Genomic DNA, 25,879 nt, shown 5'->3' with positions numbered 1-25,879 from the left:
ACGCGAATCACTATGTGACTACTTCCGCTTCCAGATTGAACGGTGGCCAAGTGAAAGCACTCACGAGGAGCAGTCGGCATTGGAGGCGCTGCAAGAGGGTCGCCTAACCACCGGCTGCAGTTGACCGGCGACGCCCGCGAGGGAGAATAGAGTTGCCGGTTGGTAGCCCCCTTCCGCAGGCGGCCGGCAACTGAGCCGATTTACGTTAGACGACCAATGAATCGTGACCGGGCCATCTTTCATCTTCACGAGATCGCTAGCGATATCCCCGGGCTCATCGCCGAGATTGAGCAAGGGAGATATGACGAAGATGGCGACCTCTCTTACGAAGTTGCCTTGGCGCACCTCCTTGACCACCTTTCACTTGCGTGGCATCAGTCTCGAATGACTGACAACGAGGTTGCTCAATTGTCTCAAGAGCAGTTCGAGCAACTTTGCACGGCCATCCCACGGCTGCAGCTTGACATGCGTTTGGTTGACACTTGGGAGAAGGTCGTCTAACCACCGGCTGCAGTTGACCGGCGACGCCCGCGAGGGAGAATGATGTGGTCGGTTGAACGCCTGCTTCCGCGGGCGGCCGGCAACTGAGCCTTTTTCGTTAGCGGCCATGCATTCCGGTGTTCAAGAATATCGCAGCCTCCCTCCAAGCAGCGATGCACTTGGCGACACGTCTGAGAATGATCGCAAGTGCAAAATCCTTGAGCAACTCGACGACGATGCGAACGACCCACTGGTGTCCGAGCTGCTCTTGGAGATTCTGCACGACCCAAACGAATACGATTTGGCGCGAGTCGAGGCAATCAAAGCCACCGGCATTTGCGTCGATGCCCGTAGCCCACTTTACACGGAACTCACCGCAGAGCTTTTCCGCATTGCCGCTGACGAATCAGAGGACGAGATGCTTCGTGGTTGGGCAAGCAGGTACTGCGCTTTTCGCTAACGGATCGCTCAACTTGACGTGTCCGCCGAATGCGGCTTTACTCAATGGCTGAGCGTGTCTCCGGCGGGCCACGCAAGTTAGCTTGGTGTTAGGGGGCACAGCAACATCATGTTCGACGGGTTCTTTGGCGAACGTGACCCACGGAAGATGCCCCGGCACCTGTTCTCCGGTGCGTTGCAGATCGACTTCGCTTCGGCCACGCGTGCTGACACCAGCAAACAGAACTTTAGCGTCTGCCCCCGACACTGGTATGTCGATGCAACCTTCCTCTGCCCGCGATGCGGTGAAAAGTTCACCTTCACGCGGGACGAACAACGGTTCTGGTACGAAGAACTCAGATTTTGGATTGACTCTCGTGCGAAGCACTGTGCAACTTGTCGTAGCGAGTTGCGAAAGCTCAAGTCACTTCGTCAGGAATATGACCTAGAGATCGAGAAGGCATTGATGCGTCATGCCGAACCAGATGTTAAGCAGCGACTATTGGAAGTGATTCAAACGCTTGAGGATGGCGGTGTTGAGCTACCCGAGCGGATGCAAGAGAAGCGTGCTTTGCTGCGTAAGCAACTGACGAAGGCTGCCCCCTAACCACCGGCTGCGGTTGACCGGCGACGCCCGTGAGGGACCATAGACTTGTCGGTTGGACGTCTGCTTCCGCGGGCGAGGAACGCGATTGGAGGCGGGTTCGACCGCTTGCGGACGCGCGCGGCTCGTTGGGGCGGCGGGCTGCGCATGGATTGAAACCGCTCTACGCGTAACCCAGCTTGTCCAGATCATCCTCATCGAGCCCGAAGTGGTGGCCCATCTCGTGCAGCAGGGTGATGCGGATCTGCTTGCGGAGTTCTTCTTCGTCGACGACGCCGTCGGCGTCGGCGGCGAGGTTGAGGATGGCGTCGCGGAAAAGATGGATCACATCGGGCAGGTCGCCGGACGTTTCGACGCCGCGCTCGGTGAGCGGGACGCCGGTGTGCAGTCCGCACAGGTCGGCGCCGTCTTCGAGGCCCATGTCGTCGAGCACATCGTCATCGGGGAAGTCTTCGACGATGAGCGGGATTTCCTGGAGCCGATCGACGAGCGAGGCGGGCAACTCGGCAAGGAGTTCATCGAGCAGCGTGTCGAAAAGCTCGCGTTCCTCGGGGCTGACGGGGCTGTCGGCGGGGTCGTCATGATGCGAGTGGGGATCGGACATGGGGGGTACTATACTGGACGCACCCCATTGGACGCACGCGTGATCGCACCGCTGATCATCTCGGCCCCGTTCGGCAACTACGTGCAGCCCGCCGGCTGCACGCCGACGCTCGGGACGTTCACCGCCGCGGCGCGTCCCGGGCGACTTTGGCGCATCGTCAAAACCGTCCGCTACTACCCGCGTCTCAAAGCATGGGTCAACAAGATCGGCCTGCGGAACCCCGGCGTCGACTGGCTCGCCGAGCGCGTCGCCGGCGGCGGGATCGACGTTGCCGACAAGATCGTTTCGATTCACGGATTCGTCGCCGAGGATTGGTGGAAACTGCTGGACGTGATGGCGGGGCTCAAGCCGCTGGCGGTCGAACTGAACATGAGCTGCCCGAACGTGGGGCACATTGACTGGCCCCCGGAATTGTTCGCCCGCGCGGTTGGGACGGGGTTGACGGTCATCGCCAAGCTGCCGCCGGTGAATTATCAGGTGATGTTCGCGCAGGCGGCGGAGGCGGGGGTGCGGATGTTTCACTGCTGCAACACGCTGCCGGTTCCGGCGGGGGGCGTGAGCGGGGCGCCGCTCAAGCCGGTCGCGCTGGCGTGCATTCGGGAGATCATCAGCCGGCGCGACGATCTGACGATCATCGGCGGCGGGGGGATCCGCACGGAAGCCGACATCGACGACTACGCCGCCGCGGGGGCGCGGCATTTCGCCGTGGGAACCAAGGTGTTCAATCCGACGTATCTGTTGACGCACGGTCCGCTCGCGCCTTTGATCAAAAGGGCCGGCGAACATGTCAACCGCCGCGCTTGACCTGACCGATACACAGCAAAAGATCATGCCTCTGACAGACACCACATTCCGACAAGCCAAGGTCGGCGACGTTCCGACGATCTGCTCGATCATCAACAACTACGCCGAGCAGGGGCTGATGCTTCACCGCTCGCACGCGGAGATGTACGAGCGGCTGCGGGACTATCAGGTGGCGGATCACGAGGGGCAGGTCGTGGGCGTGTGCGGGCTGCGGATCATGTGGGGCAATCTGGCGGAGGTGTACGCGCTGGCGGTCGCGCCGCAGATGCGCGGCAAGGGGATCGGGCAGCGGCTCGTCGAAGCGGTGGTCGACGATGCGCGTCACATGGAAATCCGCAAGCTGTTCACGCTGACGTATGAGCGGGCGTTTTTCGAACGCTGCGGGTTCGATGTGGTGGATCGCCATCAGATGTTGCCCTTGAAGGTATGGAGCGAGTGTCACCGCTGCCCGAAGAATCAGGCCTGTGATGAAATCGCCATGATGCGCATTCTGGAAGAAGTGCCGGACCGTTCGCCGCCGGCGGAGAAGCTGCGCCCGAATTCGCTTTACGAAGTCCCCGTGCTCAGCGCGCCGATGAAGCGCGTCGACCTGGAAGCGCGGGAGGAATAGTCTGACTCCCCGCCCTTGAGGGCGGGGCAGGGGGCGGGTGAAACATGTCAGTCTGATCTGCGTTCGCTTCGATGCGGATGCGGTGATGACGGATTCGATTCACCCCCACCCAACCCTCCCCCTCAAGGGGGAGGGGAATAGGGAGCATGACCCACCGCAAATTGTTTGCGGCGGGCACGCGCTTGCGCGCACGGAATCCGTATGCACGACTGGCTCCATCAGATTGTCGATCACGCTGCGATCGGGAAGATCATCGACGTGCTGCGCGAAGGGGAGCATGTGCTGGCGGAAGGCGCGTGGGGATCGGCGGGGCATCTTGTGGCGGGGGCGATCGCCAGGCGCGCCGGGCGCCCGGTGCTGCTGGTGGTGGCGCATCTGGATGAGGCGGACGAGGCGGTCGAGGATTTGTCGCTCTACGAAGGGCTCGACGCGGTGGGGCTCTCGGCGCTGGAGGTCATGCCCGGCGAGACGAATGTCAGTCTCGAACTTCTGGCGGATCGGCTTGCGGTGACGGGGCGGCTGCTCAAGGGGGATCAGCCGCACGTGCTGGTCGCGCCGATCGCGGCGCTCATGCAGGCGGTCCCGATGCGCGAGGCGATGACGAATCTGATGCGCGATCTGAAGCGGGGGGACACCTGCGATCAGGCGGAGCTGGTCCACTGGCTCGCGGGGGCGGGGTACGAGCGGGTCGATGTCGTCGAAGAGCCGGGGGATTTCGCGGTGCGCGGGGGGATCGTCGACGTGTGTCCGCCGGGCAATCTGACGCCGGTCCGTATCGATTTCTTCGGCGATCAGATCGACGAGATCGCCGAGGTGGACCTGGACTCAATGGCCAGCGGGCGCAAACTTCCGGGGGTGCGACTCATCGGCGCTTCGGCGGAGCAGATTCAATCGGACGAGCGGACGACGAGCATCTGGTCCATGCTCGGGGCCGACACGATCATCGTGCAGCACGAAACACTCGAGATCGCCGAGCAGGCGCGCGGGTATTACGAGCGGCTCACCGATGCGACAGGCATCTATTCGCCCGGCACGGTCAACAAGGCCTTCGACAAATTCGCCATCGTGCACATCAACCAGTTCGCCGCCCCCGGCATGGCGAAACATCGCATCACGCTCCCCGTTCGCGCGCTGCCGCCGTTTGAGCATGATGCCAAGAAGGCGGTCGTCGAACTGGGCGAGATGACGGCGGAGCAGGACATCGTCGTGCTCTGCCAGCGCGAGGCGGAGCGGGCGCGGCTCGGGGAGTTGATTGACGAACACACCCCCGGAAGCGCAAAGTCGATCGCGCTGGAAGTCGGGTATCTGTATCGGGGGTTCATTTGGAGTGGGGAGTTGGGAGTGGGGAATGCGGAGTGGAAAGGCAAGGAAGATGCCGCGCTCCGCACTCCGAACTCCGCGGTCCCCGCTCCGCACTCCGAGCTCGCCATCGTGCCGCATCACGAGATGTTGCATCGGTACGGGGCCAAGCGGCGGATTCGTCGGGTCAGCGCGGCGCGGGCGGTCGATACGTTTTTGGATATCGAGCCGGGTGATTTTGTGGTGCATCAGCATCACGGCATCGCGAAGTTTCAAGGCCTTCGCTCGATGCGCAAGGAAGGCGACGGCGAGGAATACCTGACGCTCGAGTTCGCGGAAAAGGCGCTGCTTCACGTGCCGGCCTCGCAGATCGAACTGGTTCACAAATACGTGGGCGGCTTCGCCGGTCGCCCGCCGCTGTCGAAGCTCGGCGGAACGCGGTGGCGCAAACAGAAGGAGGCGGTCGCCGAGTCGGTCAAGGATCTGGCGGCTGAGCTATTGCGCGTGCAGGCGGCGCGCGCGTCGATGCCGGGCATCCGGTATCCCGATGAAACCATGTGGATGAAGCAATTCGAGGCGGAGTTTCCGTACGACGAGACGGAGGACCAGCTCGCCGCGATGGTCGAGATTCGCAAGGACATGGCGGACCCGCAGCCGATGGACCGGCTCATCTGCGGCGACGTGGGGTACGGCAAAACCGAGCTTGCCATGCGCGCGGCGTTCCGCGCGGTCGAGGCGGGCAAGCAGGTGGCGGTGCTCTGCCCGACGACCGTCTTGAGCGATCAGCACGAGCGGACGTTCCGCGAGCGCATGGCCGATTACCCCGTGAAGATCGAGACGCTCAATCGCTTCCGCACGACGCAGCAGGTCCGCGACACGCTCGCCGGCCTGGCGGAGGGACGCGTCGACATCGTCATCGGCACGCATCGCATTCTCTCCGACGATCTGTACTTCAAGGACCTGGGCATGGTGATCGTCGATGAGGAGCAGAAGTTCGGCGTCGAACATAAAAACCGGCTGATGCGTTTCCGCGTGACGGTCGATGTGCTGACGCTCTCGGCGACGCCGATTCCGCGCACGCTGCACATGGCGCTCTTGGGCCTGCGGGATATTTCGAGCTTGTCGACCCCGCCGGCGGAGCGGCGCGCGGTCGTGACGGAAGTGATTCCTTACGAAAAGCAGCGGATTCGTCATGCGATTCTGCGCGAGATCAATCGCGGGGGCCAGTGCTATTTCGTGCACAATCGCGTGGGGAGCATTTACGATGTCGCGGCGGATTTGAAGACGCTCGTGCCGGAGGCGCGGTTCGTCGTCGGGCACGGGCAGATGCCGGGGCACGAATTGGAGGATGTCATGCTCGAGTTCATCCGCGGCGAGGCGGATGTGCTTGTGTGCACCACCATCATCGAATCGGGCATCGACATTCCGACCGCCAACACGATGTTCATCGCCGACTGCGATCGCTTCGGCCTCGCGGAGATGCATCAGCTTCGCGGGCGCGTCGGGCGATACAAGCACCGGGCGTACTGCTACCTTCTCCTGCCCGAATCGCGCCCGCTCAGTGAAGTCGCGCAGCGCCGGCTCCGCGCGATCGAGGAGTTTTCCATGCTCGGGGCCGGCTTCAAGATCGCCATGCGCGACATGGAAATCCGCGGCGTCGGAAACATCCTCGGCGCCGAGCAATCCGGGCACATCGCCTCCGTCGGCTACGAAATGTATTGCCAGCTTCTCGAACACGCGACGAGCGATTTGAAGAACGATCATCGCCGGGCGCCGGTGCAGACGCATCTTGAATTGGGTCTGTCGGGGCATTTGCCGCGGCCGTACATTCCCTCGGACAAGCACCGGATGGATGCGTACCGGCGGATCAACCGGGCGGGGGACTTTGAGGTGCTCGCGGCGGTGGAGCGCGAGCTGGTCGAAGCGTACGGCCCGCTGCCCAAGCCGGCGCAGCTTCTGGTCACGCTCGCGGAGATTCGCGCGGCGCTGGCGCAGCTTGATGTGATGGCGCTGAAGCTCGATGGCGACGATCTGATTTTCTCGACGCATCATGTGCAGAAGCTTTCGCCGATGCTCGCCGGTGCGGCGGGATCGGTGCGTCTCGTCGACACGCCCGCCCCCGACAAGCCCGGCACCGTGTATTACCGTCCGCCGCGCAGCTACATTGAGCAGCCGACGACGCTGCTGGCGGTGCTGCGCAAGTTATTGGTCGCGCCATTGAAGGCCGCGCCCGTCAAATCCCCCGTGTAGCGACGCCGCGCGCGGCGGGATATTTTTGAGTGCGGAGTCGGGAATGCGGAGTGCGGCGTAGAAGCAGGGGGGCGCGCCCCTCCCGTCTTTCACTCCACACTCCACACTCCCAACTCCCCACTCCCCACTCTCCCCACGTCGTTCTCATCCATCATCGCTTCGCGCCCGTGGTTGCTTGACGACACATCCGCGCGCAGGCGTTACAAACCGCACATCCGGACCGGTGTTTTTGGCGGCATTTTCCGCCATTTTCGTGATTCGACGGATTTTGCGACCGCGCCTCCGAGTTTGGCACGCCATTCGTTCTATGTCCTCGGGTCCGGGCCGACCGCCGATGTGGCGTCGGCGTAACCAACCTCGAAAGGAAAATGAGAATGTTCCGTACTCTTGGTCTTACCGCTCTCGTGGTCATGGGGCTCTCGACGTTCGCCAACGCCGCCCTGACCGTCACCTCCGGTGTCGTGGATCAGTGGGGTCTGACACCTTTCACACAGGCCAATCAGGTCAACACCTCCACGCTCAACGGCTTCTTCACCATTCAGAACGACTACTCGCCCGTCAACTACCCCAACGGTGTCGGCCACGTGCCCAGCCCCGGCGGCAGCGTCGGCGAACTGTTCGACCTCGAACAGCTTCATGTCCGCCAGAACAGCGGCAAGCTCGAGATTCTCGTCGTCGCCGGCGGCGGGTCCGACGGCGCCCTGACCAACACCTACAGCGGTCACACCTACAACCTCGGCGACATGTTCATCACGCTCAACGGCGTCGAGTACGGCATCGTCACGCAGTCCCTCAACGCGGGTCTGACCGCCGGCTCCATCTATCAGATCACCAACGAAGGCACGCAGACCCTTGCCCTTCAGAATGTCTCGGGCTCGTACCTCAACCACAGCACGCAGGTGACCAGCGACTTCGGCCCCGGCACCAACACCGTGCAGGGATGGGTCGCCCCCTGGGCCGTCAAGGGCAACATCGCCAGCAACCTCAAGCTCGGCTCCTCCGCCCTGATTGAAACCGCCATGGCCAACTACGGCGGCAAGGAAGACGGCACCGTGTTCATCCAGTACACGATCGACCTCGCCTCGATCCTCGGACAGGTCGACCTGACTTCCGCCTCCGCCCACATCGTCTGGGGCTGCGGCAACGACATCATCGAAACCGCCGGCGAATTCGCTCCGCAGACCCATGTGGTCCCGACCCCCGCTGCGCTGCCCGCCGGCCTGATGGGCCTCGCCGCTCTGATCCTCCGCCGCAACCGCAAGGCCGCCTGATCGCCACAACTCTCCGATCGTCACCCGATCGGACCCAAGTTAAAAGCGGACCCGGACATGATGTGCCGGGTCCGCTTTATTTGTTTAGCGACGCCGCTTGCGGCGGGTGGGGGAGTGGGGAATGCGGCGTTCGGAGTGTGGAGTTCGGAGTGAAAGACAATGGGGCGTCTTCTGTCTTTTACTCCGCACTCCCAACTCCACACTCCACACTCAGTACTTGATCACCGCATGCACATTCTGATTGAACGCCTTGAGCTTCTCGCGCCCGTTCAAAAAGGTCAGTTCGATCAGACACGTGATCCCCGCCAGTTCGGCGCCGAGCAGTTGGACCATCTGGCAGCAGGCGTGCATCGTCCCGCCGGTCGCGAGCAGGTCGTCGACAAGCAGCACGCGCTGGCCCGGCTTCATCGCGTCGGTGTGCACCTCGAGCTTGTCCGTCCCGTATTCGAGCGCATACTCGGCGCTGTGCACGGCGCGCGGCAGCTTTTTGGGTTTGCGAATCGGGACGAAACCCGCCGACAGCGACTGCGCCAGCGCGATGCCGAAGATGAACCCGCGCGACTCGGCCCCGGCGACCAGGTCGATGTGTTGACCCCGGAACGGGCTGGCCATCTGCTCGATCGCCATCGACAACGCGCTGGGATGATTGAGCATCGGCGTGATGTCCTTGAACACGATGCCCGGCTTGGGCCAGTCCGGCACGTCCTTGATGAAATCCCGAAGCTCCAGCATCGCGGTGCGCTCCCTGTGTGAAAGTCGGCGGGCGGTGATTGTAACCGAAACGACGGCGGTGGTCGGCCCGCACCGCTTGACGTATAATCCCCGCTCGCCGGACCAAAATATCATGAGCAATACACGACCCACCAAAACCTCCCCTCTCGAAACCGTCGAGCCCATCGGCAAGCGCGTCCTGATCCGCAAGGACGAGGACAAGAAGCAGACCAAGAGCGGCATCCACCTCCCCGACAAAATCGAGATCCCCACCCTGACCGGCCGCGTCGTCGCCGTCAGCGCCCAGGTGGCCCACGACGAAGACTACCCCATCGCCCAGTACGACAAGGTGCTCTTCAACCCGCACCAGGCGATCCCCGTCGACTTCGAAGGCGACAACCGCCTCTTCGTCGTCCCCATCGAAAACGTCGTCGCCGTCTTCCGCGCCAACAAGTAGGGTTTGGCGGTCCGTACTCCCCACTCCGCACTGCCCATTCCGCACTCTCAAATGTCTTCATCCCTTCCCATCACGCCCCTCCGTGGTCCCTTTCAGATCACGCTCGACGATCTGCCCGGGTCCAAGAGTCTGACGAATCGCGCGCTGCTGCTGGCGGCGCTCGCCGACGGGCCGTCGACTTTGACCAATGTGCTTTTCGCCGACGATACGCGCGTGATGATGGCGGCCCTGGGCAAGCTCGGGTTCGAACTGACCATCAATGAACCCAAGCGCACCGTGCGCGTCGTCGGCAAGGCGGGGACGATTCCTGCGAAGGACGCTGATCTGATCCTCGGCAACGCCGGGACCGCGATGCGCTTCCTCACCGCCGCGTGCTGCCTCGGGCACGGAACCTACACGCTCGACGGCATCCCCCGCATGCGCCAGCGCCCGATCGGACAACTGGTCGACCCGCTCCGCTCGCTCGGCGCGGAAGTCCGCTACCTCGGCGAAGACGGTTTCCCGCCTTTGGAGATCGCCGCTCGCGGCCTGGCAGGCGGCTTGCTCACGCTCGCGCCGACACTCAGCAGCCAGTACATCTCCGCGCTGCTGCACGTCGGGCCGTACATGCGGCAGGACCTGATCATCGACTTCGACGGCCCGGTGACAAGCTGGCCCTACATTGAGATGACCCTCGCCCTGATGCGACAGTTCGGGGCGGACGTCGTGATCGTGCCCCCCGAAAAAGTCGCGGCGTATCCGGCGATTCAGGTCCGGCGCGGTCAATACACGGCGCGCGACTGGTGGGTCGAACCCGATGCGTCCAACGCCAGCTATTTCCTCGCCGCCGCCGCCATCACCGCCGGCGCCACGATGCGCATCATCGGTCTGGGCCACACCGCGCTTCAGGGCGACACGCATTTCGCCCAAACGTGTCTGGCGAACATGGGCGCGAGCGTGCATGTCGAAGCCAACGCCATCACCGTCACCGGCCCCGACCAGCTTCGCGGGATCGACGTTGATTTGAACGCGATGCCCGACATGGCGCAGACGCTCGGCGTGGCGGCGCTTTTCGCCGACGGACCGACGGTGATTCGCAACGTCGGCAACCTGCGCGTCAAGGAGACGGACCGCATGGCGGCTCTGCGCGATGAACTGACGAAGCTGGGCGCGACGGTGCGTGTGGAGAGCGATGATCTTCACATCGATCCGCCCGCCGGGGGGAAGCTTTCGCCCGCATTGATCGAGACGTATGACGATCATCGCATGGCGATGGCGTTTTCGCTGGCGGGATTGCGCAGTGATGGCGTGCGGATCGCCGACCCGGCGTGCGTCAACAAGACGTTTCCGCGATACTTCGACTACCTGGCCCGTCTCGATCCACAAGCCGGCGGAATCACGCGATGACCAACTTCTGGCGCTACGCCAAGATCATGCTCGAATACCGCAAGCTCGTCACGCTGGCGATCATCGGCATGCTCATCGACGCGTCGTGCCAACTGGGCGGGTTCGGCTCGCTGACCTGGGTCGTGCGGCAGTTCATCGAAGACAACACGACGATCCACGATATCCTCGAGCAGAAACTCACCGCGCTCAACACGCAATGGCACGTCGATGTTCTGTGGGTCATGGCGTATGTGCCCAAGGATGCGTGGTGGGGCTTGGCGATGACGCTGGGCGGGATTCTCGTATTGGCGGTGATCGGCTCGTGCGGGCGGTTCCTGCATGAATTCTCGACGATCACGATGGGGCTCAACACGGTGATGCGCCTGCGGAAAAAGGTGTTCACGCGGCTGGTGCATCTGCCGATGGCGGTGGCGTCGCAGGAGAAGACGGCCGAGCAGGCCAGCCGGGTCGTCCGCGACTGCGAGGGACTGGGGCGCGGGTTCAACGCCATCACCGCCAAGTCGCTGCGCGGCATCACGGTCGGCATCGTCCTGCTCATCGGCGCGTTCATCATGGACTGGAAACTCACCCTGATCTTTCTGGTGGTGCTGCCGATCATGGGCGTGATGATCCGCAAATTCAGTAAGCGCATCCGGCGGGCGTCCAAGCGGGCGCTGCTTCAATTCGGCGTGATGCTCGGGGCGCTGACCGAGTCGATGCAGGGACTGCGCGTCGTGAAGGTGCATCAGGCGGAGGGCTACGAGCGGCGTCGCTTCAATGTGATCAACCGCACCGTGCTGGCGCATCAGATGAAAGCGCGTACGGCCCGGGCGCTCAGCTCGCCGATCGTCGAGACGCTGAGCATGGTGGGACTGGTGATGGTGGTGCTCATCGCGGCGTGGAGCGTCTTTGAGCAGGGCAAGCCGACGTACACGCTCGTCGGCGTCATCGTGATGCTCGCCGGCTCGGCCAACTCGTTCAAGCAGCTCAACGGGCTCAACAATACGCTTCAGGAAGCCGCCGCCGCGGCGGACAATATTACGGAAGTGCTGCATTTTCCGGTGGAAAATCCGCCGCAGGGGCGGATGCACCTGCCCCGGCTCGCGACGCACAAGCAGTCGGTGGCGTTCGAGCAGGTGACGTTCGCGTACCCGGGCACGACGCGCAAGGTGCTGCGGGACGTGTCGCTTGAGGTTCCGCACGGGAGCATCTGTGCGATCGTCGGGTCCAACGGGTCGGGCAAGAGCACGCTGCTGAGTCTGTTGCCGCGGCTCTACGATCCGGACGCGGGGCGGATTCTCATCGACGGGACGGACATCGCCAAGTGCACGCTCAAGTCGGTGCGCAAGCAGATCGCCATGGTTACGCAGGACACGGTGCTCTTTGACGGCACGATCGCGCAGAACATTTCCTACGGTCTGCGCAGCGCCGATCGTGAAGCCGTCATCGAAGCGGCGAAGCGCGCTCATGCCCACGCCTTCATCTGCGCCATGCCCGACGGCTACGACGCCCCCATCGGCGAGCGCGGACAGCGGCTCAGCGGCGGACAGCGCCAGCGCATCGCCATCGCCCGCGCGATTCTCCGCAATCCGCCGATTCTGATTCTCGACGAGGCGACGAGTCAGATCGACACGGAGTCCGAAGCGCAGATCACCGCCGCGCTCGCCGAGTTCGTCAAGGATCGGACGACGTTTGTCATCGCGCATCGACTGTCCACTGTCGTGAACGCCCACAAGATCGTCGTCATGGCCGACGGCGTCATCGCCTCCGTCGGCACGCACGCGGAGCTGCTCAAAACATCGGACATTTACCGCGTTCTGTGTCAGACGCAGTTGCATGGATTGGACACAGCGTCGGCTTGATGACTTGCGTCAGGCGGCTTGCAGCCCCCGACACCCCCGAAAAGACAACAAGGCATCCGCTCGCCGCGGGGGCTTCTCATTCTCCTCCTCAAAGGCCGGGCACGCCGCGCGTCGCGTGCCATGCTCCGTGTTTGGCGGCAGGAGAATGAGATGCCCCCGCGGCGAGCGGGGTTCTTGTTTTCGTGTCTTTTGCATCGAGGGGGTGTCGGGGGGCGGAACGCCCCCTGACGCAAGTCAACCAAGATATCCGGGGCTTCGCTGCGCTCAGCCCTCGGCTTGTTTGGAGCGGTTTCAATCAATGTGTAGCCATACTCCTAACGAGCCGCGCGCGTCAGCAAGCGGTCGAATCCGCGCCAAATGCGGTTCCTTGACCGCTCCCTCACGGTCGCGGCTCGTAAAAACCGGCTTCACACACGTTTTCGTAGATTCAAAAGCGGATCACCACATGTGAAGCTGCTGGCCGTCGAGCTGGAGTTGGGTTTCGTCGGCGGAGAGCCAGGGCGTGCGCGCGTGCTGGTTGGTGATGCAGATGCGCTCGGCGAGGTGCGGTTGCAAGCCATAGAGTTCGAGGATGCGCTGGGGGCAGTTGCACTGTCGGGAGAGATGGAGCAGGACGATATGGCGGGGGGGCTGCTTGGAGCGGGCGGCGATTTCGCGGATGCCGTCCATGGCCTGTTCGTTGGACAGGTGTCCGGACCCGCCCATGATGCGGCGCTTGAGCATGGCGGGGCGGGCGCTGGCGCGCTGCATGGGCGGATCGTAGTTGGACTCGATGGCGAGCAGGTCCACATTCGCGAAGGTTTCGACAAGTTGTCGGGTCACGCGGCCCAGGTCGGTGGCGAAACCGAGGCGTCCGGTCGGGGCGTCGATGCGGTAGCCGGTCGTGCCTTCGCGGTCGTGGGCGAGATTGACGGGCGTGACGCGGGCGGTCGAGCCGTCGGCAAGCGTCAGCGTGAAGGGGATGTCGGTGAAGGGATGCAGCAGACCCGCGCGGTGGAGCATGCGAGCGTCGGCTCCGCCGGGCGTGGCGACGGTGTGCTGGTAAAGCTCGGCGAGATGACGCTGGTGACAGTAGACGCGGATGTTGAGTTTGAGGAGCGTGGTGAACCAGGTCGGCTGGAAGTGATCGGTGTCCAGGTGTGTGAGCAGCACGGCGTCGAGGTCGGCGAGGGAGAGGCCCAGGTCGGCGAGGCGCTTGGTCATGGTGCGTGGGCCGAACCCGGCGTCGATGAGCAGGCAGCGCGAGCCGAGGCGGAGGACGGAGGCGTTGCCGCTTGAGCCGGAGCCGAGGACGCACAGGTGCATGGGCTACTCTTCGTCGGAGGGTCGGTAGGAGGTGATGCCGCGTTTGGTTTGAGCCACGAACTGGGCGAGTTCGCGGCAGAGCGGATCGTCGCCGAGTTTTTCCATGATCAGTTCGATGGCGCGGGGGTTGGTGTGGCGATGGCGATAGAGGATGTCGAACCCTTCCTTGAGGGGCTTGATGCTGTCGCGCAGTCCCGACCGTCGCAGGCCCACGAGATTGAGCGACCCGACGCCGCGCGATTCGCGCGCGACGCAGAACGGCGGGAGGTCCTTGGTCAGCACCGCGCCGCCGCCGAGCATCGCCAGCCGCCCGATGCGGACGAACTGGTGCACGGCCGCGTTGCCGCCGAGGATGGCGTTATTCTGCACCGTGACGTGCCCGGCCAGGAGCGACCCGTTGACCATGATGATGTCGGATCCGACGTTGCAGTCGTGCGCGACGTGGGAATTGACCATGAAGAAATTGCGATCGCCGATCGAGGTCGGCGGGTCGCCGGCATCGCCGGACCCGCGGTGGACGGTGACGCCTTCGCGGAAGACATTGCTGTGCCCGATGACGACGCCGGAGCCCTCTTTGGCGGAGTCGAATTTGAAATCCTGCGGGGCGTATCCGATGCAGACATTGGGGTAGAGCAGGTTCTTTTCGCCGATGTTGACGGGCCCCTGCATGGTGACGCGGTGGAGGAGTCGTGTGCCGGCTCCGATGTTGACTTTGCCGCGGAGGATGCACAAGGGGCCGACGACGACGTTGTCGGCGAGGCCGGGGGGGTAATCGACGATGGCGGTGGGGTGAATCTGAGCCATGAGGGATATCATAAGTGCCGTGACTCAGGAGACCAACACCTCGCCGCGATTTGTCGATCTGGGGCGCATCGGTTACCGCGATGCGTTTGCGGAGCAACAGCGCCTTCACGCCGCGGTGCTGGCGGGCGAAGCGGAGCCGACCGTGCTGCTGCTCGAGCACGAGCCGGTCATCACCGTCAGCCGGCGCGACAGTGCGATGAATCATTTACTCGCCGCGCCGGCGGAGCTTCATCGACTCGGCGTCGCGGTCGAATCCACCGACCGCGGGGGCGACATCACCTACCACGGTCCCGGCCAGCTTGTCGCCTACCCCATCCTGCCGCTTCAGCGCCTCGGCCTCAACGTCCGCCAGTATGTCCACACGCTCGAGCAGATCGTCATCGACACGCTCGGAGCGTTCGACATTCAGGCGGGGCGGGATGAATCGGCGTGCAGGGCGGTGGGAGTTTGGGTGGGAATGCGGAACGGGGAGTGCGGCGTGCGGAGTGAAGAGAAGGCGGGGCGGCCCTTGCCTTGTACTCCGCACGCCGCACTCCCCACTCCGAACTCCTCAAAGATCGCCGCGATCGGGGTGCGGATTCAGCGGTGGGTTTCCTTGCACGGGTTGGCATTGAATGTGACGACGAATCTGGAGCATTTCAAGCTGATCGTGCCCTGCGGGCTGACCCGGCCGGTCACGTCGATGTCGGAGCAGTTGGGGGCGCGGTGTCCATCGATGGAGGAGGTGAAATCACAGATGGTTAAGGTGATGGAAAAATATTTTTCGCTGGGGGTGTGACAGATTCGCCGCCGGCGCGACGTTGCTTGATAGAAGGCGGAGCGTCGCATGCATGCACAGAGCGATTTCGCGGAGCAGTTCGTGCGCGGGCAGGACCGCGTGTACGCCTTCATCGGCACGCTGTTGCCGAACCGGACGGATGCGGAAGAGGTGTTTCAGCAGACCTCGCTGGTGCTCTGGCGCAAGTGGGAGCAGTTCGAGGCGGGGACGGATTTCGTCAAGTGGGCCTGCACGATCGCGCGGTACGAGGTGCTTAATTACATCCGCCGCGGCGACCGGAGTCCGCAGGCGTTTTCGAGCGATGTGATCGAACTATTGGCGGACGAGCGGCGGAAGATCGACACGCAGCTCGACGACCGGCGCGTCGCCCTGCGGCACTGCATCGATACGCTTCCCCCGCGCCAGCGCGAGCTTGTCGAGCAGGCGTACAGCGGGGTCGAAGCCATCAACGAGATCGCGACCCGGCTCGGGCAGACCAGCAATGCGCTGTACCTGTCGCTTCGCCGCATTCGCCACGCGCTGGCCGAGTGCATCCGTCAGCGCGTCGCCGAGGGGGCCGGCGAATGACGCTGCCCATCGACTGGATCGACCGCCTGATCGAAGGCCGGCTCGGCGCGGACGAGCGCCGGCTGGCCGAGACGCTGTTGCGCACGGACGAAACGGCGCGGCGGCGGTACCTGGAAGCGATGGACATGCATGTGTCGATGCAGTGGTGCTTCCGTGGGAAGGGAAAGGCGTACCAGACGCTTCGCCCCAGAGCGGGCTCATCGTCGGCGTGGTGCGCTGCGGACGATTCCTTCACGCCGACGCTGAGCCGCGCTTCGCGGCGAAGCGTCTGGTACGCCGCGGAAGCGCTCGCGGCGGCGGCGGCGGTGCTGGTGGTGATGGCGGGTTACTGGTACTGGCCGCGCGCGACCAGCGATTCGCCCGTCGCGCCCGTCGCGCCGGCGATCGAGCAGATCGTCACGCTCACCGATGCGCAGGGCGCGCTCTGGTCGCCGACGTCGAGGATCAATGAAACAACGGCGATCGGCGAAGCGGCGACGATGGGCGAAGTCGGGCTCGAATACGGCACGGCCCAGCTCTACTTCCGCGACGGCGCCCTGGTGACCTTGTGCGGGCCGGCGAAGTTCATCGTGACCGGTCCCGGCAGCGGGCGGCTCGAGTATGGCGAACTGATGGCGCATGTGCCCCATCCCGCCGCGGGGTTCTACATCGAAACGCCCGACCATACGCGCATCACCGATCTGGGCACCGAGTTCGTCGTGCGCGTGTCGCGCGACGGCACGGTGCGGGCGGATGTGCTGGAAGGGCGCGTGACGTTCGACGCCGCCGGCCGGGGCGAGCCGTTGAACATGACGGCGGGGATGGCGGCGTCGGCGGCGGCGGGGGGGCGGAAACTCACAAGTCTCGTCGCCGAGATGAATCTGCGCGATCGCTTCCAGATGACGCCCGGCGAACTGTATCGGCAGCGCATCCTCAGCGACGACCCGCTGGCGTACTGGCCGCTTGATGGTCATGAAAAACCGCTGGGCCGCGCGGCGATCGCGCTGGAGGGCATGACGAAACTGACGATGTCCAAGGGCCCGACGCCCGATCAGAAAGCGGCGGACTTCGCTGACGGGCAGCGCCTGAGCGGCGATCCGGCGGCGCTGAAACTCACGGGCGCGATCTCGATCGAAGCATGGGTCAAGCTCAACGCACAGCCGCATGACGAACTCGTGCAGCGGCTCATCAGCATCGACGGGCGATCGAACGGCTCGGTCAGCGCCGCCGGCGGATGGGGACTGGGTTTCATGGACCGTCACACCGTTCGCTTCACGCAGTACGGCGTGCGCGACATGGACTTCACCGACCTGAATCTGCCGACGGGTCGATGGATTTTCGTCGCGCTGGTTTACGAGGCAGGCGGCGCGGCGCGGCTCTACGTCGACGGCGAGCCGCAGGGTTGGATGATCGCCAACACGGCCCCGCGCTACACCGATCGCGTGCGGCTTTCGATCGGCGCGATGAGCGACGGCGCCGAAGCGTTCGGACAAAATGCGGCGCACCTGGCGGTGTATGACCGCCCGCTTTCGCAACGGCAGATTGATGAACATTACCGAATCGGCAACCCGCACCCTTAATTTCGGACAGGAGCAAACAGGATGAATCGACTTACGAAACTCACCACGTCATTGATGTTCACGCTCAGCGCCTCGATCGCCTCCGCCGCCACGCTTAACGGCCAGTGGCTCCTCATCGACGCGCCCACCGGCACCGCCAACGATCAGTCGAGCTTCAACGACGACGGCACCTACACCGGCTCGGCCTTCCACGCCGCCGAGACGCCCGATTCGTACTCCGCCGCCACCGACTTCGATCAGTCCGGCGGACTGGCCCGCGTGACCGGGCTCAACTCCGCCGAGAATCTCCGCACGATCATCAATGACATGACGCTGACCGCCTGGATCAAGCCCGACGCCGTCTCCGGCAAGCAGCGCGTCCTCTCGCGCAACGCCACGGGCAACGGGTGGGGCTTCGGCATCAGCGGGTCGGAAATCCTGCTGACGACCTACGGCGCGGCGGACAACACGTCCAGCGCCGCCGCGCTCGTCGCCGCCGGCTGGCGGCACATCGCCGTGACGCAGGCGTCCAGCGGCGCGATCACGTATTACGTCAACGGCGTCGCCCTCACCGGAGCCGGCAACACCGACTCGAGCATCGGCACGCAGGGCAACGCCGGGTTCGGATGGCAGATCTCCGGCTTGAACACCAACGAACTTTTCAACGGCGCGCTTTACGATGTCCGCGCTTACTCGGGCGTGCTGTCCGCCTCGGAGATTCAGACGCTCGCCACCGTCCCCCATCTCGTCGCCTACTACGCCCTGGACGAAAAGTCCGGCACCAAGGCCTACGACTCCTCCGGCTATCAGGCCAACGGAACCCACACCGGTGACGCCGTCAACGCGCCCACCGTCGGCAACGCCTCCGTCGGCCCCGAGTTCGGCTCGTCCTACCACTTCAACGGCACCAATCAGGAAGTCAACGCCCACAACGTCGACTTCGGCAACCTGACGAGCAACTTCACCGTCTCGGCATGGATCAATCCCGATGACACCAACGGCATCCAGCGCATCTTCTCCTCGACCGCGTCGACGAGCGGCACCGGCTGGGGCCTGGGGCTCAATGGGGACAAACTTCGTTTCACCGCCTTCGGCAAGAAGGACTACGACATCGCCGCGAGCATTCAGGCCGGCGTGTGGTCCTTCGTCAGCGTCGTCTTCGATTCGGGCTTCGACGCCACGTTCTACGTGAACGGCGTGAACATCGGCACCGTCGCCGGCACGCTCGCCCCCGGCGTCACCCCCGACATCTTCCGCATCGGCAACGGCCCCGGCGGCGAAAACTTCGCCGGCTACATCGACGAGGTCCGCGTCTACGACATCGCCCTCTCGCAGTCGCAGATTCAGGGACTCATGGTGATCCCCGCCCCCGCCGCGCTGCCGGCCGGGCTGGCGCTGATGGGTCTCGTGACGATGCGCCGCCGCAAATGAACTGCAAACCCGTCCATCTCGCGCGTCATTTAGCGGCGGGGCCTGCCCCCCGCGGCGGACGCATCGCGCCACGCGGGGCAAGCCCCGCCGCTAAATGCGCTGTCCGTAGCGCGCCCGCCGGGCGGCGCGCCTTCACCTTGATCGAGCTCCTCGTCGTCGTCGCGATCATTGCTTTGCTCGTCGCGATTCTCCTGCCGGCGATCACACGGGCGCGCGACGTCGCCGAGGACGTCGTCTGCCGCACGAAGCAGCGCAGCATCGGCATCGCGTTCTTCATGTTCGCCGATGATCACAAGCAGCGCCTGCCCAGCGTCTACTGGACCCACTACAACGAAGACTGGCAGAATTCTTGGATGGGCAAGGAAATCTGGACCGCCGTTCCGAAGAAAGGCACGCTCATCAAATACCTCGGCGGCGAGGGACTGATCGTGTCCAAAGAGATGTACCGCTGCCCGGGTCTGCGGGCGGGCGTGCTTGGGTCGGGCGTCGGGTCCAACGGCATGTTCGACTACGCCTCGTTCATCAGTCTCGCCGGGGCCTCCCGCGGCTCCGTCCCGCTCAACGCCAGCGTGCAGGACCCCGCCACCGGACGATGGGACAGCGTGCCCATGCCGTTGATCGTCGAGGAGGACCCGGCCGTCAACATCAACCGCACCAACATCGAGCCCGGCCACGCCAACGTCGATCGCCTCGGCACATGGCACCCCGACGGCGGGGGCAACTACTTCGCCGCCGACGGCTCCGCCCAGCACATCCTCTCCACCGGTCTTGGCCCCACGCCGACGTTCGACTGGAAAGCCCGCGCCCCCAGCGGCAACGTCGTCAATCTCCAGCACTTATCGATCGGCCCCGGCGAATGGGACAACCGCTGACCCGCCTGATCCAACCCCCGTCACGCTCCGCCCGCCGCGGTTTTGACTGGCGGGTTTTTTATTTACGGTATCTTTTACGGCGTGCTGCCCGCGCGGCGCGAAATTTTTTCGGATGCGTCTGTTGAAGGTCGTCGCAGTTGCGCCGTATTGAAGTGGAGACCGCAATGGATGAGCGACTGACACCCTCCGAGGCCTACGCGCAGCAGCTCACCAGTTCCCAGCCGGCCCTTTACGGGTACATCATGTCGCTCGTCGGCGACTATGACACGGCTCAGGATGTGCTTCAGCAGGTCAATCTGGTGTTGTGGCGCAAGGCGGGGGAGTTTGAGGCGGGGACGCCGTTCATGGCGTGGGCTTGCCGGGTCGCCTACTTCGAAGTGCTGACCGCGCGGAAGCAGTTTGCGCGGAGCCGGCTGGTGTTTGATGATGCGTTGCTCATGAACCTCGCCGACGCCGCCGCCGCCAGCGCGGACCAGTCGGAGGCGCGGCGCAAGGCGCTGGGCCGTTGTCTTGCGGAGCTGAGCCCGACGCAGCGCGAGCTTCTGGAGCGGCACTACGCCGGCGACGAGACGGTCCGCGCGATCGCCGAGTCGATGCAGCGTCCGCTCGCGTCGTTGTATCAGACGATGTACCGAATCCGCATCGCGCTGCTCAAGTGCATCGCCCGGCGGATCGAAATCGAAAATCCGGGAGGCGAAGCATGAACGAATCGCCGCTTCCCCAAACCGCGGAGCTTTTCGAGTCGTTCTTCGCCGCGGAGATGACCGAAGCGCAGTCGCATGCGTTTGCCGGCCTGCTGCGCGAAGAGGAGGAACTACGCCGTTTTTACGCGGATTATGTGCAGCTCCATGCACATTTGCGATGGGAACTCAAGGCGCGGAAGTACCAGACGCTTCGCCGTGAAGCGCGGCTCAGCGTCGGCGTGAGGGAATCATCCGCAGCGCGCCACGCCGACGCTGAGCCCGCTCCGGGGCGAAGCGTCTGGTACACCGCCGCCGCACTCGTCACGCTCGCCGCCGCGCTGTTGTATGTCTTCCTGCCGACTGCTCCCCATTCCGCACTCCCCGCTCCGCACTCCGACACGGCCGTCGCGATGCTCAGCGACCTTTCCCCCGATGCCGCCTTCGCCGATGCGTCCTACGCGCTGGGCTCCGATCTGCGGGCGGGCGAGATGGCGCTGACCCGCGGCAAGGCGCAGGTGATGTTCCATAGCGGGGCCGTCGTCGATCTGACCGGTCCCTGCGAACTATCCATGCTCGGCCCCAACCGCGGCGTCCTGCGAAGCGGAACGCTCAATGCGTACGTCCCCGCCCGAGCGGCCGGGTTCATGATCCAAACCCCCGATGGCACGCGCGTCATCGATCTAGGCACGCGCTTCGAGCTGTCGATCGACGCCCCGACCGCCGACACGCTGGGCGTCATCGAAGGGCGCGTGCAGGTGGTGACCACGCACGAAAGCCGCGTCATCACCGCCGGGCAGCGCGTCCGCGTGCGCGACGGGCGCATCGAATTCGCCGGCCCCGATGAGAAATGGTGGCAGACCTATCTCGCCGCACGACTCCTCAATGACGCACAGGCGATGGCGTACTACCCGCTGGACGGCACGGCCTCGGCGACGCTCGGGCCCGACGGCCGGATCGAAGGCCGCGTCGCGCCCGCCGCGGATCGCTTCGGCCGCGCGGACGGGGCGATGCGATTCGACGGCTCGGGCTACATCGACATCGGCGCGACCTGGCCGGCGGGCGACTACACCGTCAGCGCGTGGGTCAAGCCCGACGCCTTCAAGGGTGATCACATGGCCTACCTCGTCGGCGTGCAGAACTCCGGCGCGAACCCCGGTCGATTCCTGCGACTTCTCGAAGACGGTCGCCCCGACGCGATGGTCATGTGCGGACGCAACGGCGAGCCGGACACGAAGACGCAGGTCACCGCGCCCGCCGTGCAAGCCGATCAGTGGGTCATGATCACCGCGACCTTCCGTGCGCTTGGCCCGTCCGCCGGCGAACTGAAGCTCTACGTCGACGGACGACGCGCCGAAACCGCTTCCACGCATGGCGACCCCACTCACACCGATGCAATGCCCAATCTGAAAATCGGCACGCGCCCCGACCGACCCGACGCCTATCGATTCCGCGGCCTGATCGACGACGTGCTGATCCTGCGCAGCACGCTCACCGACGAACAGGTCGCGGAAATGTACCGCGTGTCGCACCCCGTCACTTCCCCCGCGACGCCCGATGACATTTCCGTCCCCTCAACGCCCAAGGAGATCACGCAATGAGAAACCAACGCACCTCCCTCCAACTTGCGATCGCCGCCGCCGCTTCGATCGCCCTCGGCGCTTCCGCTCACGCCGCGATTCAGGGGCCCTACGTCGCTGATGCGCACACGCTCCATCTCTACCATTTCGACGAATCGTCCGGTGCCCTGATGGATTCGGGCATGGGCACGACGCTCAACATCCCCGGCACCACCGCCGGCACCGGCGGCGCCGACGGACGCAACCATTCCACCAGCGGCGGCTACTCCGCCGCCGCGTTCTCCGGCTTCGGCAACGCCTTCAACATGCTCAACGCCGGCAGCGGCGGCACCCACTCCACCGCCAGCGGCGTCGGCGGCGGCACACTCGGACCCGCCGCCGATCAAGCCGAATTCCAGGCCGCCAACGGCGCCTTCACCATCGAAGCACTCGTCAACATCGCCAACATCGACACCGGCTCCACCAACGAACAGACCATCTTCAGCCACGACAGCGCCACCACGCGCGGCGGCGCCTTCCGAATCCTCAATGGAACCCTCGCCCTCTACAACGGACAGGCCAGCGGAACCACCAGCGTCGGAGCCGCCATTCCCACCACCGGACCCAACGCCTTCGTCGCCAACGAATGGTTCCACGTCGCCGTCACCTACACCGGCGAGGCGACCGCCAACAACGTCTCCTTCTACTGGACGCGTCTGGACGGCGGAGCCACCGAAGCCAATTTCATCGGCTCCGCCACCATCGGCGGCGACATGAACGCCATCACGACCGCCTTCGGCCTTGGCGGAACCTCCCGCTCCCCGTACCGCTTCGAGCTGCGCGGACTCATGGACGAACTGCGCATCAGCGATGTCGTCCTCAACTCCCACCAGTTCCTCTTCGTCCCGACCCCCGCCGCGCTGCCCGCCGGCCTCGCCCTGATGGGCCTCGTGACGATGCGCCGACGCAAATGATGCACACCCGCACTCATCATGACTCCCCCCCGAGGCGGGGTGACTTCAGTCACCCCGTTCCACCCGCCGCGCGTCATGCCTTCACCTTGATCGAACTCCTCGTTGTCGTCTCCATCATCGCGCTGCTCATCGCGATTCTTCTGCCCTCCCTCAAAAAAGCCCGCGCCGTGTCCAAGCGCGTCGCGTGTCTGGCGAACAATCATCAACTGGGCATCGCCTGGACCGCCTACACCATCGAATGGCGCGGCGGACTTTTCGACTACACCCTCCAGCGGCCCGACAAACTGATCTGGATCGGCGTCCTGCACAAGTATTTCGCCGATTCGACCGCCGTCCTGCTGTGCCCGAGCACCGTCGATCCGCCGGGCACGGAGGGACTGGGCAACTCCGGCACGCCGGGCATGCGGATGGGCATGGCCCGACTGGCGTGGAGCGAGCAGCGGGCGGGCTATCAACCCGGCGCGCCCTTCGATCGCGGATCCTACAGCTACAACATCAACCTCTGCCCGACCGTCTGGAAAACCTACAACATCAAGGGCAATGTCTTTCAGACCGTCAATCAGATTCGCATCCCCGCGCAGACGCCCATCGTCGGCGACGGCACTTTCCGCTCCGGCGCGCCCGGCATCCCCGGCACGCTCAAGCTTTTCCCCTCCGACCTGGACAATCCCGAAGCCACGCTCTCGATCACCACCGCCGACTGGGCCTTCCGATGGGTCTCCAATCGTCACGACGACGCCACGAACATCACCTTCGTCGATGGTCACGCCGCCCCGGTCCCGCTCGTGGAAGTCTGGTCCCTCAAGTGGCACCGCAACTATGATACGACGACGCCCGTCAGCGGCGCGCCGTGACTTTTGATGATTGAGGTGTTCATGCTTCACGTCGTTGATGTTTGCCTTCCACCTCTCCCCTCGGGAGAGGTCGGCCCGAAGGGCCGGGTGAGGGGGCTCTCAATTACTGACTGCAATCGATCTGTGGCGCGCCCTCATTCGGGGCCACCCTCACCCCAACCCTCTCCCGGAGGGAGAGGGGGCCGAGGCACACGTTTCGTGTCGCTGTTGATGGGGTGCATTCTTCTGGTGTTGTCCGTTCCGCTCCGCGCCGCTGAGCCGCATCCGGTGCCGATTTTTTTCGATACGGACATGGATACCGATGTCGACGATGTGGGCGCGCTGGCGATGCTGCACGCGATGGCCGACGAGGGCGAGGTGACGATTCTCGCCACGGTCGTCAGTTCGCACTATCCGTATTCCGCGCCGTGCGTGGAGGCGATCAATCGTTACTACGGCCGCCCCGACATTCCCATCGGCGCGCCCAAACTGCCCGGGGCCCCGATCGATCGCGGGTCCAAATATGCCAAGGCGATCGGGCAGGGCGCGGTCGTGCTCAAGACCAATGACGATGCCGACGATGCGGTCACGGTGTATCGCCGCGTGCTGGCCGCGGCGCCCGACGATTCGGTCGTGATCGTCACCGTCGGGTACCTGACGAATCTGCGCTATCTGCTTGCGTCCAAGCCCGACGCGATCAGTCCGCTCACCGGGCTGGCGCTGGTCAAGCGGAAGGTGCATCGCTGGGTCTGCATGGGCGGGCGGTATCCCGAGCACATGGACCCGCACGTGTACGGCAACTTCAAGCCCGATCCCGCCGCCGCCGTCCAGGCCGTCGCCGACTGGCCCGGCCCGATCTACTTCTCCGGCATCGGCGCCGACGTTCTGACCGGTCGCACACTCGACAAAACCCCCGATGACAATCCGATCCGCCGCGCCTACAAGCTCTACCTCGGCAACGCCCCCGCCCGTCCGAGCTGGGACGAGACCGCCTTGCTCTTCGCCGTCCGGCCCGACGCCCCGTACTGGCATCTTCTGACCACCGGCAGTAACCACATCTTCCCCAACGGCACCAACCGCTGGGAGGACACGCCCGACCTCGATCACATCCAGATCCAGTTCAACAAAGACGCCGACGCGGTCAAAACCGTGACGCACCTCATCGAAGACTACATCACGCGCCCGCCGAAAAACAAACCCCCGGGCTGAGGGCAGCCCGGCTCTGACAAACTTCGGAATGCGGTTGTCCTTCAACAGACGAAGCGTGTCCGAGCCGGCGTGCCCTCACGCCGGGGCCTTTGTTGACAGGCATTGGGGCATATTCCCCAGTCGGCGCACGGGGGAGGCGTTTTTCGCGCATGGGGATGGCAAAAACGCGCACGGGGGAGGCGCGCGGTGTTATAAGTGCTGAAAATGCGTCGCACAGGGATGACCGGGGGGCCGCGCCGGTGCGCACCGGCCGCGCGGTGCGCGCTTTGGCCGGTCCGGGGGACGCCAAAAGCGTCGGTTTTGGGGTCGCGAACGGGGGCGCACAGCGGCGTCGAAATCTCGGGGGGTGGTCGCGCCGGTGCGCTTGGGGTTTGAGCGGCGGCGGGGCGGGTTGCCTTGACATGGGGGCTTGATGCTCTAGACTGATAGGTCTTGTCCGGACCGATGGGCGGTTCGGCGGCATTTCACGCATGGAGCGTGTGATGATGGAATGGAAAGGCCATGTGATGGCGAGAGGAATGGGCGAAGGTCATGGAGCGTAAGCCGCTTCATGCCGTCGCGCCTGTGGGCCCGT

At 64.5% G+C, this 25,879-nt stretch carries 23 protein-coding genes and 1 pseudogene; 20 read left to right on the top strand and 4 right to left on the bottom strand.

The genetic code is table 11. The features are described from left to right. Positions 1-216: 216 nt before the first annotated feature. The 3 genes from GC162_14225 (at position 217) to GC162_14215 (ending at position 1,525) form a co-directional block, all read left to right on the top strand. Positions 217-501: a hypothetical protein gene (locus GC162_14225; protein ID MBI1369798.1), complete on the top strand. Its 285-nt coding sequence runs from the start codon at positions 217-219 to the stop codon at positions 499-501. A 52-nt stretch (positions 502-553) separates the two neighbouring features. Next, entirely contained in the window at positions 554-940 is a 387-nt protein-coding gene (locus tag GC162_14220; protein ID MBI1369797.1) for a hypothetical protein, read from the top strand. Positions 941-1,048: 108 nt separating this feature from the next. Beyond that, the gene (locus GC162_14215; GenBank protein ID MBI1369796.1) at positions 1,049-1,525 is read left to right on the top strand and encodes a hypothetical protein; all 477 of its coding nucleotides are present in this window, start codon (positions 1,049-1,051) and stop codon (positions 1,523-1,525) included. A gap of 160 nt (positions 1,526-1,685) precedes the next feature. Here GC162_14215 and GC162_14210 read toward each other — a convergent pair whose 3' ends face one another. Further along, positions 1,686-2,126: a hypothetical protein gene (locus tag GC162_14210; protein MBI1369795.1), complete on the bottom strand. Its 441-nt coding sequence runs from the start codon at positions 2,124-2,126 to the stop codon at positions 1,686-1,688. Between GC162_14210 and GC162_14205 the strand changes: the two genes are divergently transcribed. From GC162_14205 to GC162_14190, 4 genes are all read left to right on the top strand, one after another. Beyond that, positions 2,103-2,930: a hypothetical protein gene (locus GC162_14205; protein ID MBI1369794.1), complete on the top strand. Its 828-nt coding sequence runs from the start codon at positions 2,103-2,105 to the stop codon at positions 2,928-2,930. The genes GC162_14210 and GC162_14205 overlap by 24 nt on opposite strands. Next, positions 2,911-3,540 carry an N-acetyltransferase gene (locus tag GC162_14200; protein MBI1369793.1) on the top strand — a complete coding sequence of 210 codons (630 nt, stop codon included), beginning with the start codon at positions 2,911-2,913 and terminating at the stop codon, positions 3,538-3,540. The genes GC162_14205 and GC162_14200 overlap by 20 nt, the downstream gene beginning before the upstream one ends. Before the next feature lie 201 nt (positions 3,541-3,741). Next, positions 3,742-7,089 carry a transcription-repair coupling factor gene (gene mfd / locus GC162_14195; protein MBI1369792.1) on the top strand — a complete coding sequence of 1,116 codons (3,348 nt, stop codon included), beginning with the start codon at positions 3,742-3,744 and terminating at the stop codon, positions 7,087-7,089. A 374-nt stretch (positions 7,090-7,463) separates the two neighbouring features. Continuing rightward, positions 7,464-8,360, top strand: coding sequence for a hypothetical protein (locus tag GC162_14190; protein MBI1369791.1), 897 nt, complete (start codon positions 7,464-7,466; stop codon positions 8,358-8,360). 210 nt (positions 8,361-8,570) lie between these two features. Here GC162_14190 and GC162_14185 read toward each other — a convergent pair whose 3' ends face one another. Further along, positions 8,571-9,092, bottom strand: coding sequence for an adenine phosphoribosyltransferase (locus GC162_14185; protein MBI1369790.1), 522 nt, complete (start codon positions 9,090-9,092; stop codon positions 8,571-8,573). 112 nt (positions 9,093-9,204) lie between these two features. Between GC162_14185 and GC162_14180 the strand changes: the two genes are divergently transcribed. The 3 genes from GC162_14180 to GC162_14170 are packed head-to-tail and all read left to right on the top strand — an operon-like array spanning position 9,205 to position 12,755. Further along, a complete protein-coding gene (locus tag GC162_14180) occupies positions 9,205-9,528 on the top strand; it encodes a co-chaperone GroES (protein ID MBI1369789.1) in 324 nt (107 codons plus the stop codon). Between the two features lie 51 nt (positions 9,529-9,579). Next, positions 9,580-10,914 carry a 3-phosphoshikimate 1-carboxyvinyltransferase gene (gene aroA / locus GC162_14175; GenBank protein MBI1369788.1) on the top strand — a complete coding sequence of 445 codons (1,335 nt, stop codon included), beginning with the start codon at positions 9,580-9,582 and terminating at the stop codon, positions 10,912-10,914. Beyond that, the gene (locus tag GC162_14170) at positions 10,911-12,755 is read left to right on the top strand and encodes an ATP-binding cassette domain-containing protein (GenBank protein MBI1369787.1); all 1,845 of its coding nucleotides are present in this window, start codon (positions 10,911-10,913) and stop codon (positions 12,753-12,755) included. The genes aroA and GC162_14170 overlap by 4 nt, the downstream gene beginning before the upstream one ends. A gap of 438 nt (positions 12,756-13,193) precedes the next feature. Here the strand turns inward: GC162_14170 and GC162_14165 are convergent, their stop codons facing one another. Both GC162_14165 and lpxA read right to left on the bottom strand, forming a co-directional pair. Further along, positions 13,194-14,060 carry an MBL fold metallo-hydrolase gene (locus tag GC162_14165; protein MBI1369786.1) on the bottom strand — a complete coding sequence of 289 codons (867 nt, stop codon included), beginning with the start codon at positions 14,058-14,060 and terminating at the stop codon, positions 13,194-13,196. A 3-nt stretch (positions 14,061-14,063) separates the two neighbouring features. Next, on the bottom strand, positions 14,064-14,876 hold the full coding sequence (gene lpxA / locus GC162_14160) for an acyl-ACP--UDP-N-acetylglucosamine O-acyltransferase (GenBank protein ID MBI1369785.1): 813 nt from the start codon (positions 14,874-14,876) through the stop codon (positions 14,064-14,066). Here lpxA and lipB point away from each other — a divergent pair. The 10 genes and pseudogenes from lipB to GC162_14110 all read left to right on the top strand — a co-directional run bounded on the left by lipB (position 14,863) and on the right by GC162_14110 (position 25,305). Continuing rightward, a complete protein-coding gene (gene lipB / locus GC162_14155) occupies positions 14,863-15,642 on the top strand; it encodes a lipoyl(octanoyl) transferase LipB (protein ID MBI1369784.1) in 780 nt (259 codons plus the stop codon). The two genes, lpxA and lipB, sit on opposite strands and share 14 nt — an antisense overlap. Before the next feature lie 48 nt (positions 15,643-15,690). Next, the gene (locus GC162_14150) at positions 15,691-16,209 is read left to right on the top strand and encodes a sigma-70 family RNA polymerase sigma factor (GenBank protein ID MBI1369783.1); all 519 of its coding nucleotides are present in this window, start codon (positions 15,691-15,693) and stop codon (positions 16,207-16,209) included. Next, positions 16,206-17,768 (top strand): hypothetical protein, encoded by a 1,563-nt coding sequence (locus GC162_14145; GenBank protein MBI1369782.1) that lies wholly within the window; start codon positions 16,206-16,208, stop codon positions 17,766-17,768. The genes GC162_14150 and GC162_14145 overlap by 4 nt, the downstream gene beginning before the upstream one ends. Positions 17,769-17,789: 21 nt before the next feature. Then, positions 17,790-19,178 carry a hypothetical protein gene (locus tag GC162_14140; protein MBI1369781.1) on the top strand — a complete coding sequence of 463 codons (1,389 nt, stop codon included), beginning with the start codon at positions 17,790-17,792 and terminating at the stop codon, positions 19,176-19,178. Next, positions 19,175-19,447, top strand: a pseudogene (locus GC162_14135) (prepilin-type N-terminal cleavage/methylation domain-containing protein). The gene GC162_14140 and the pseudogene GC162_14135 overlap by 4 nt, the downstream one beginning before the upstream one ends. Positions 19,448-20,214: 767 nt before the next feature. Continuing rightward, positions 20,215-20,754 carry a sigma-70 family RNA polymerase sigma factor gene (locus tag GC162_14130; protein MBI1369780.1) on the top strand — a complete coding sequence of 180 codons (540 nt, stop codon included), beginning with the start codon at positions 20,215-20,217 and terminating at the stop codon, positions 20,752-20,754. Beyond that, entirely contained in the window at positions 20,751-22,331 is a 1,581-nt protein-coding gene (locus tag GC162_14125) for a hypothetical protein (protein MBI1369779.1), read from the top strand. Before GC162_14130 ends, GC162_14125 begins: the two co-directional genes overlap by 4 nt. Next, positions 22,328-23,263, top strand: a complete 936-nt coding sequence (locus GC162_14120; GenBank protein ID MBI1369778.1) for a hypothetical protein — start codon at positions 22,328-22,330, stop codon at positions 23,261-23,263. The genes GC162_14125 and GC162_14120 overlap by 4 nt, the downstream gene beginning before the upstream one ends. Next, entirely contained in the window at positions 23,260-24,117 is an 858-nt protein-coding gene (locus tag GC162_14115) for a prepilin-type N-terminal cleavage/methylation domain-containing protein (protein MBI1369777.1), read from the top strand. The genes GC162_14120 and GC162_14115 overlap by 4 nt, the downstream gene beginning before the upstream one ends. 6 nt (positions 24,118-24,123) lie before the next feature. Next, positions 24,124-25,305, top strand: coding sequence for a nucleoside hydrolase (locus GC162_14110; protein ID MBI1369776.1), 1,182 nt, complete (start codon positions 24,124-24,126; stop codon positions 25,303-25,305). The last annotated feature ends 574 nt before the right edge of the window (positions 25,306-25,879 follow it).

This window comes from Planctomycetota bacterium (genome assembly GCA_016125255.1).
In the GTDB taxonomy this organism is placed as follows: domain Bacteria; phylum Planctomycetota; class Phycisphaerae; order Phycisphaerales; family Zrk34; genus RI-421.
Note: the sequence above shows the minus strand (reverse complement) of the source record. Positions and strands in the feature narration are given on the sequence as shown.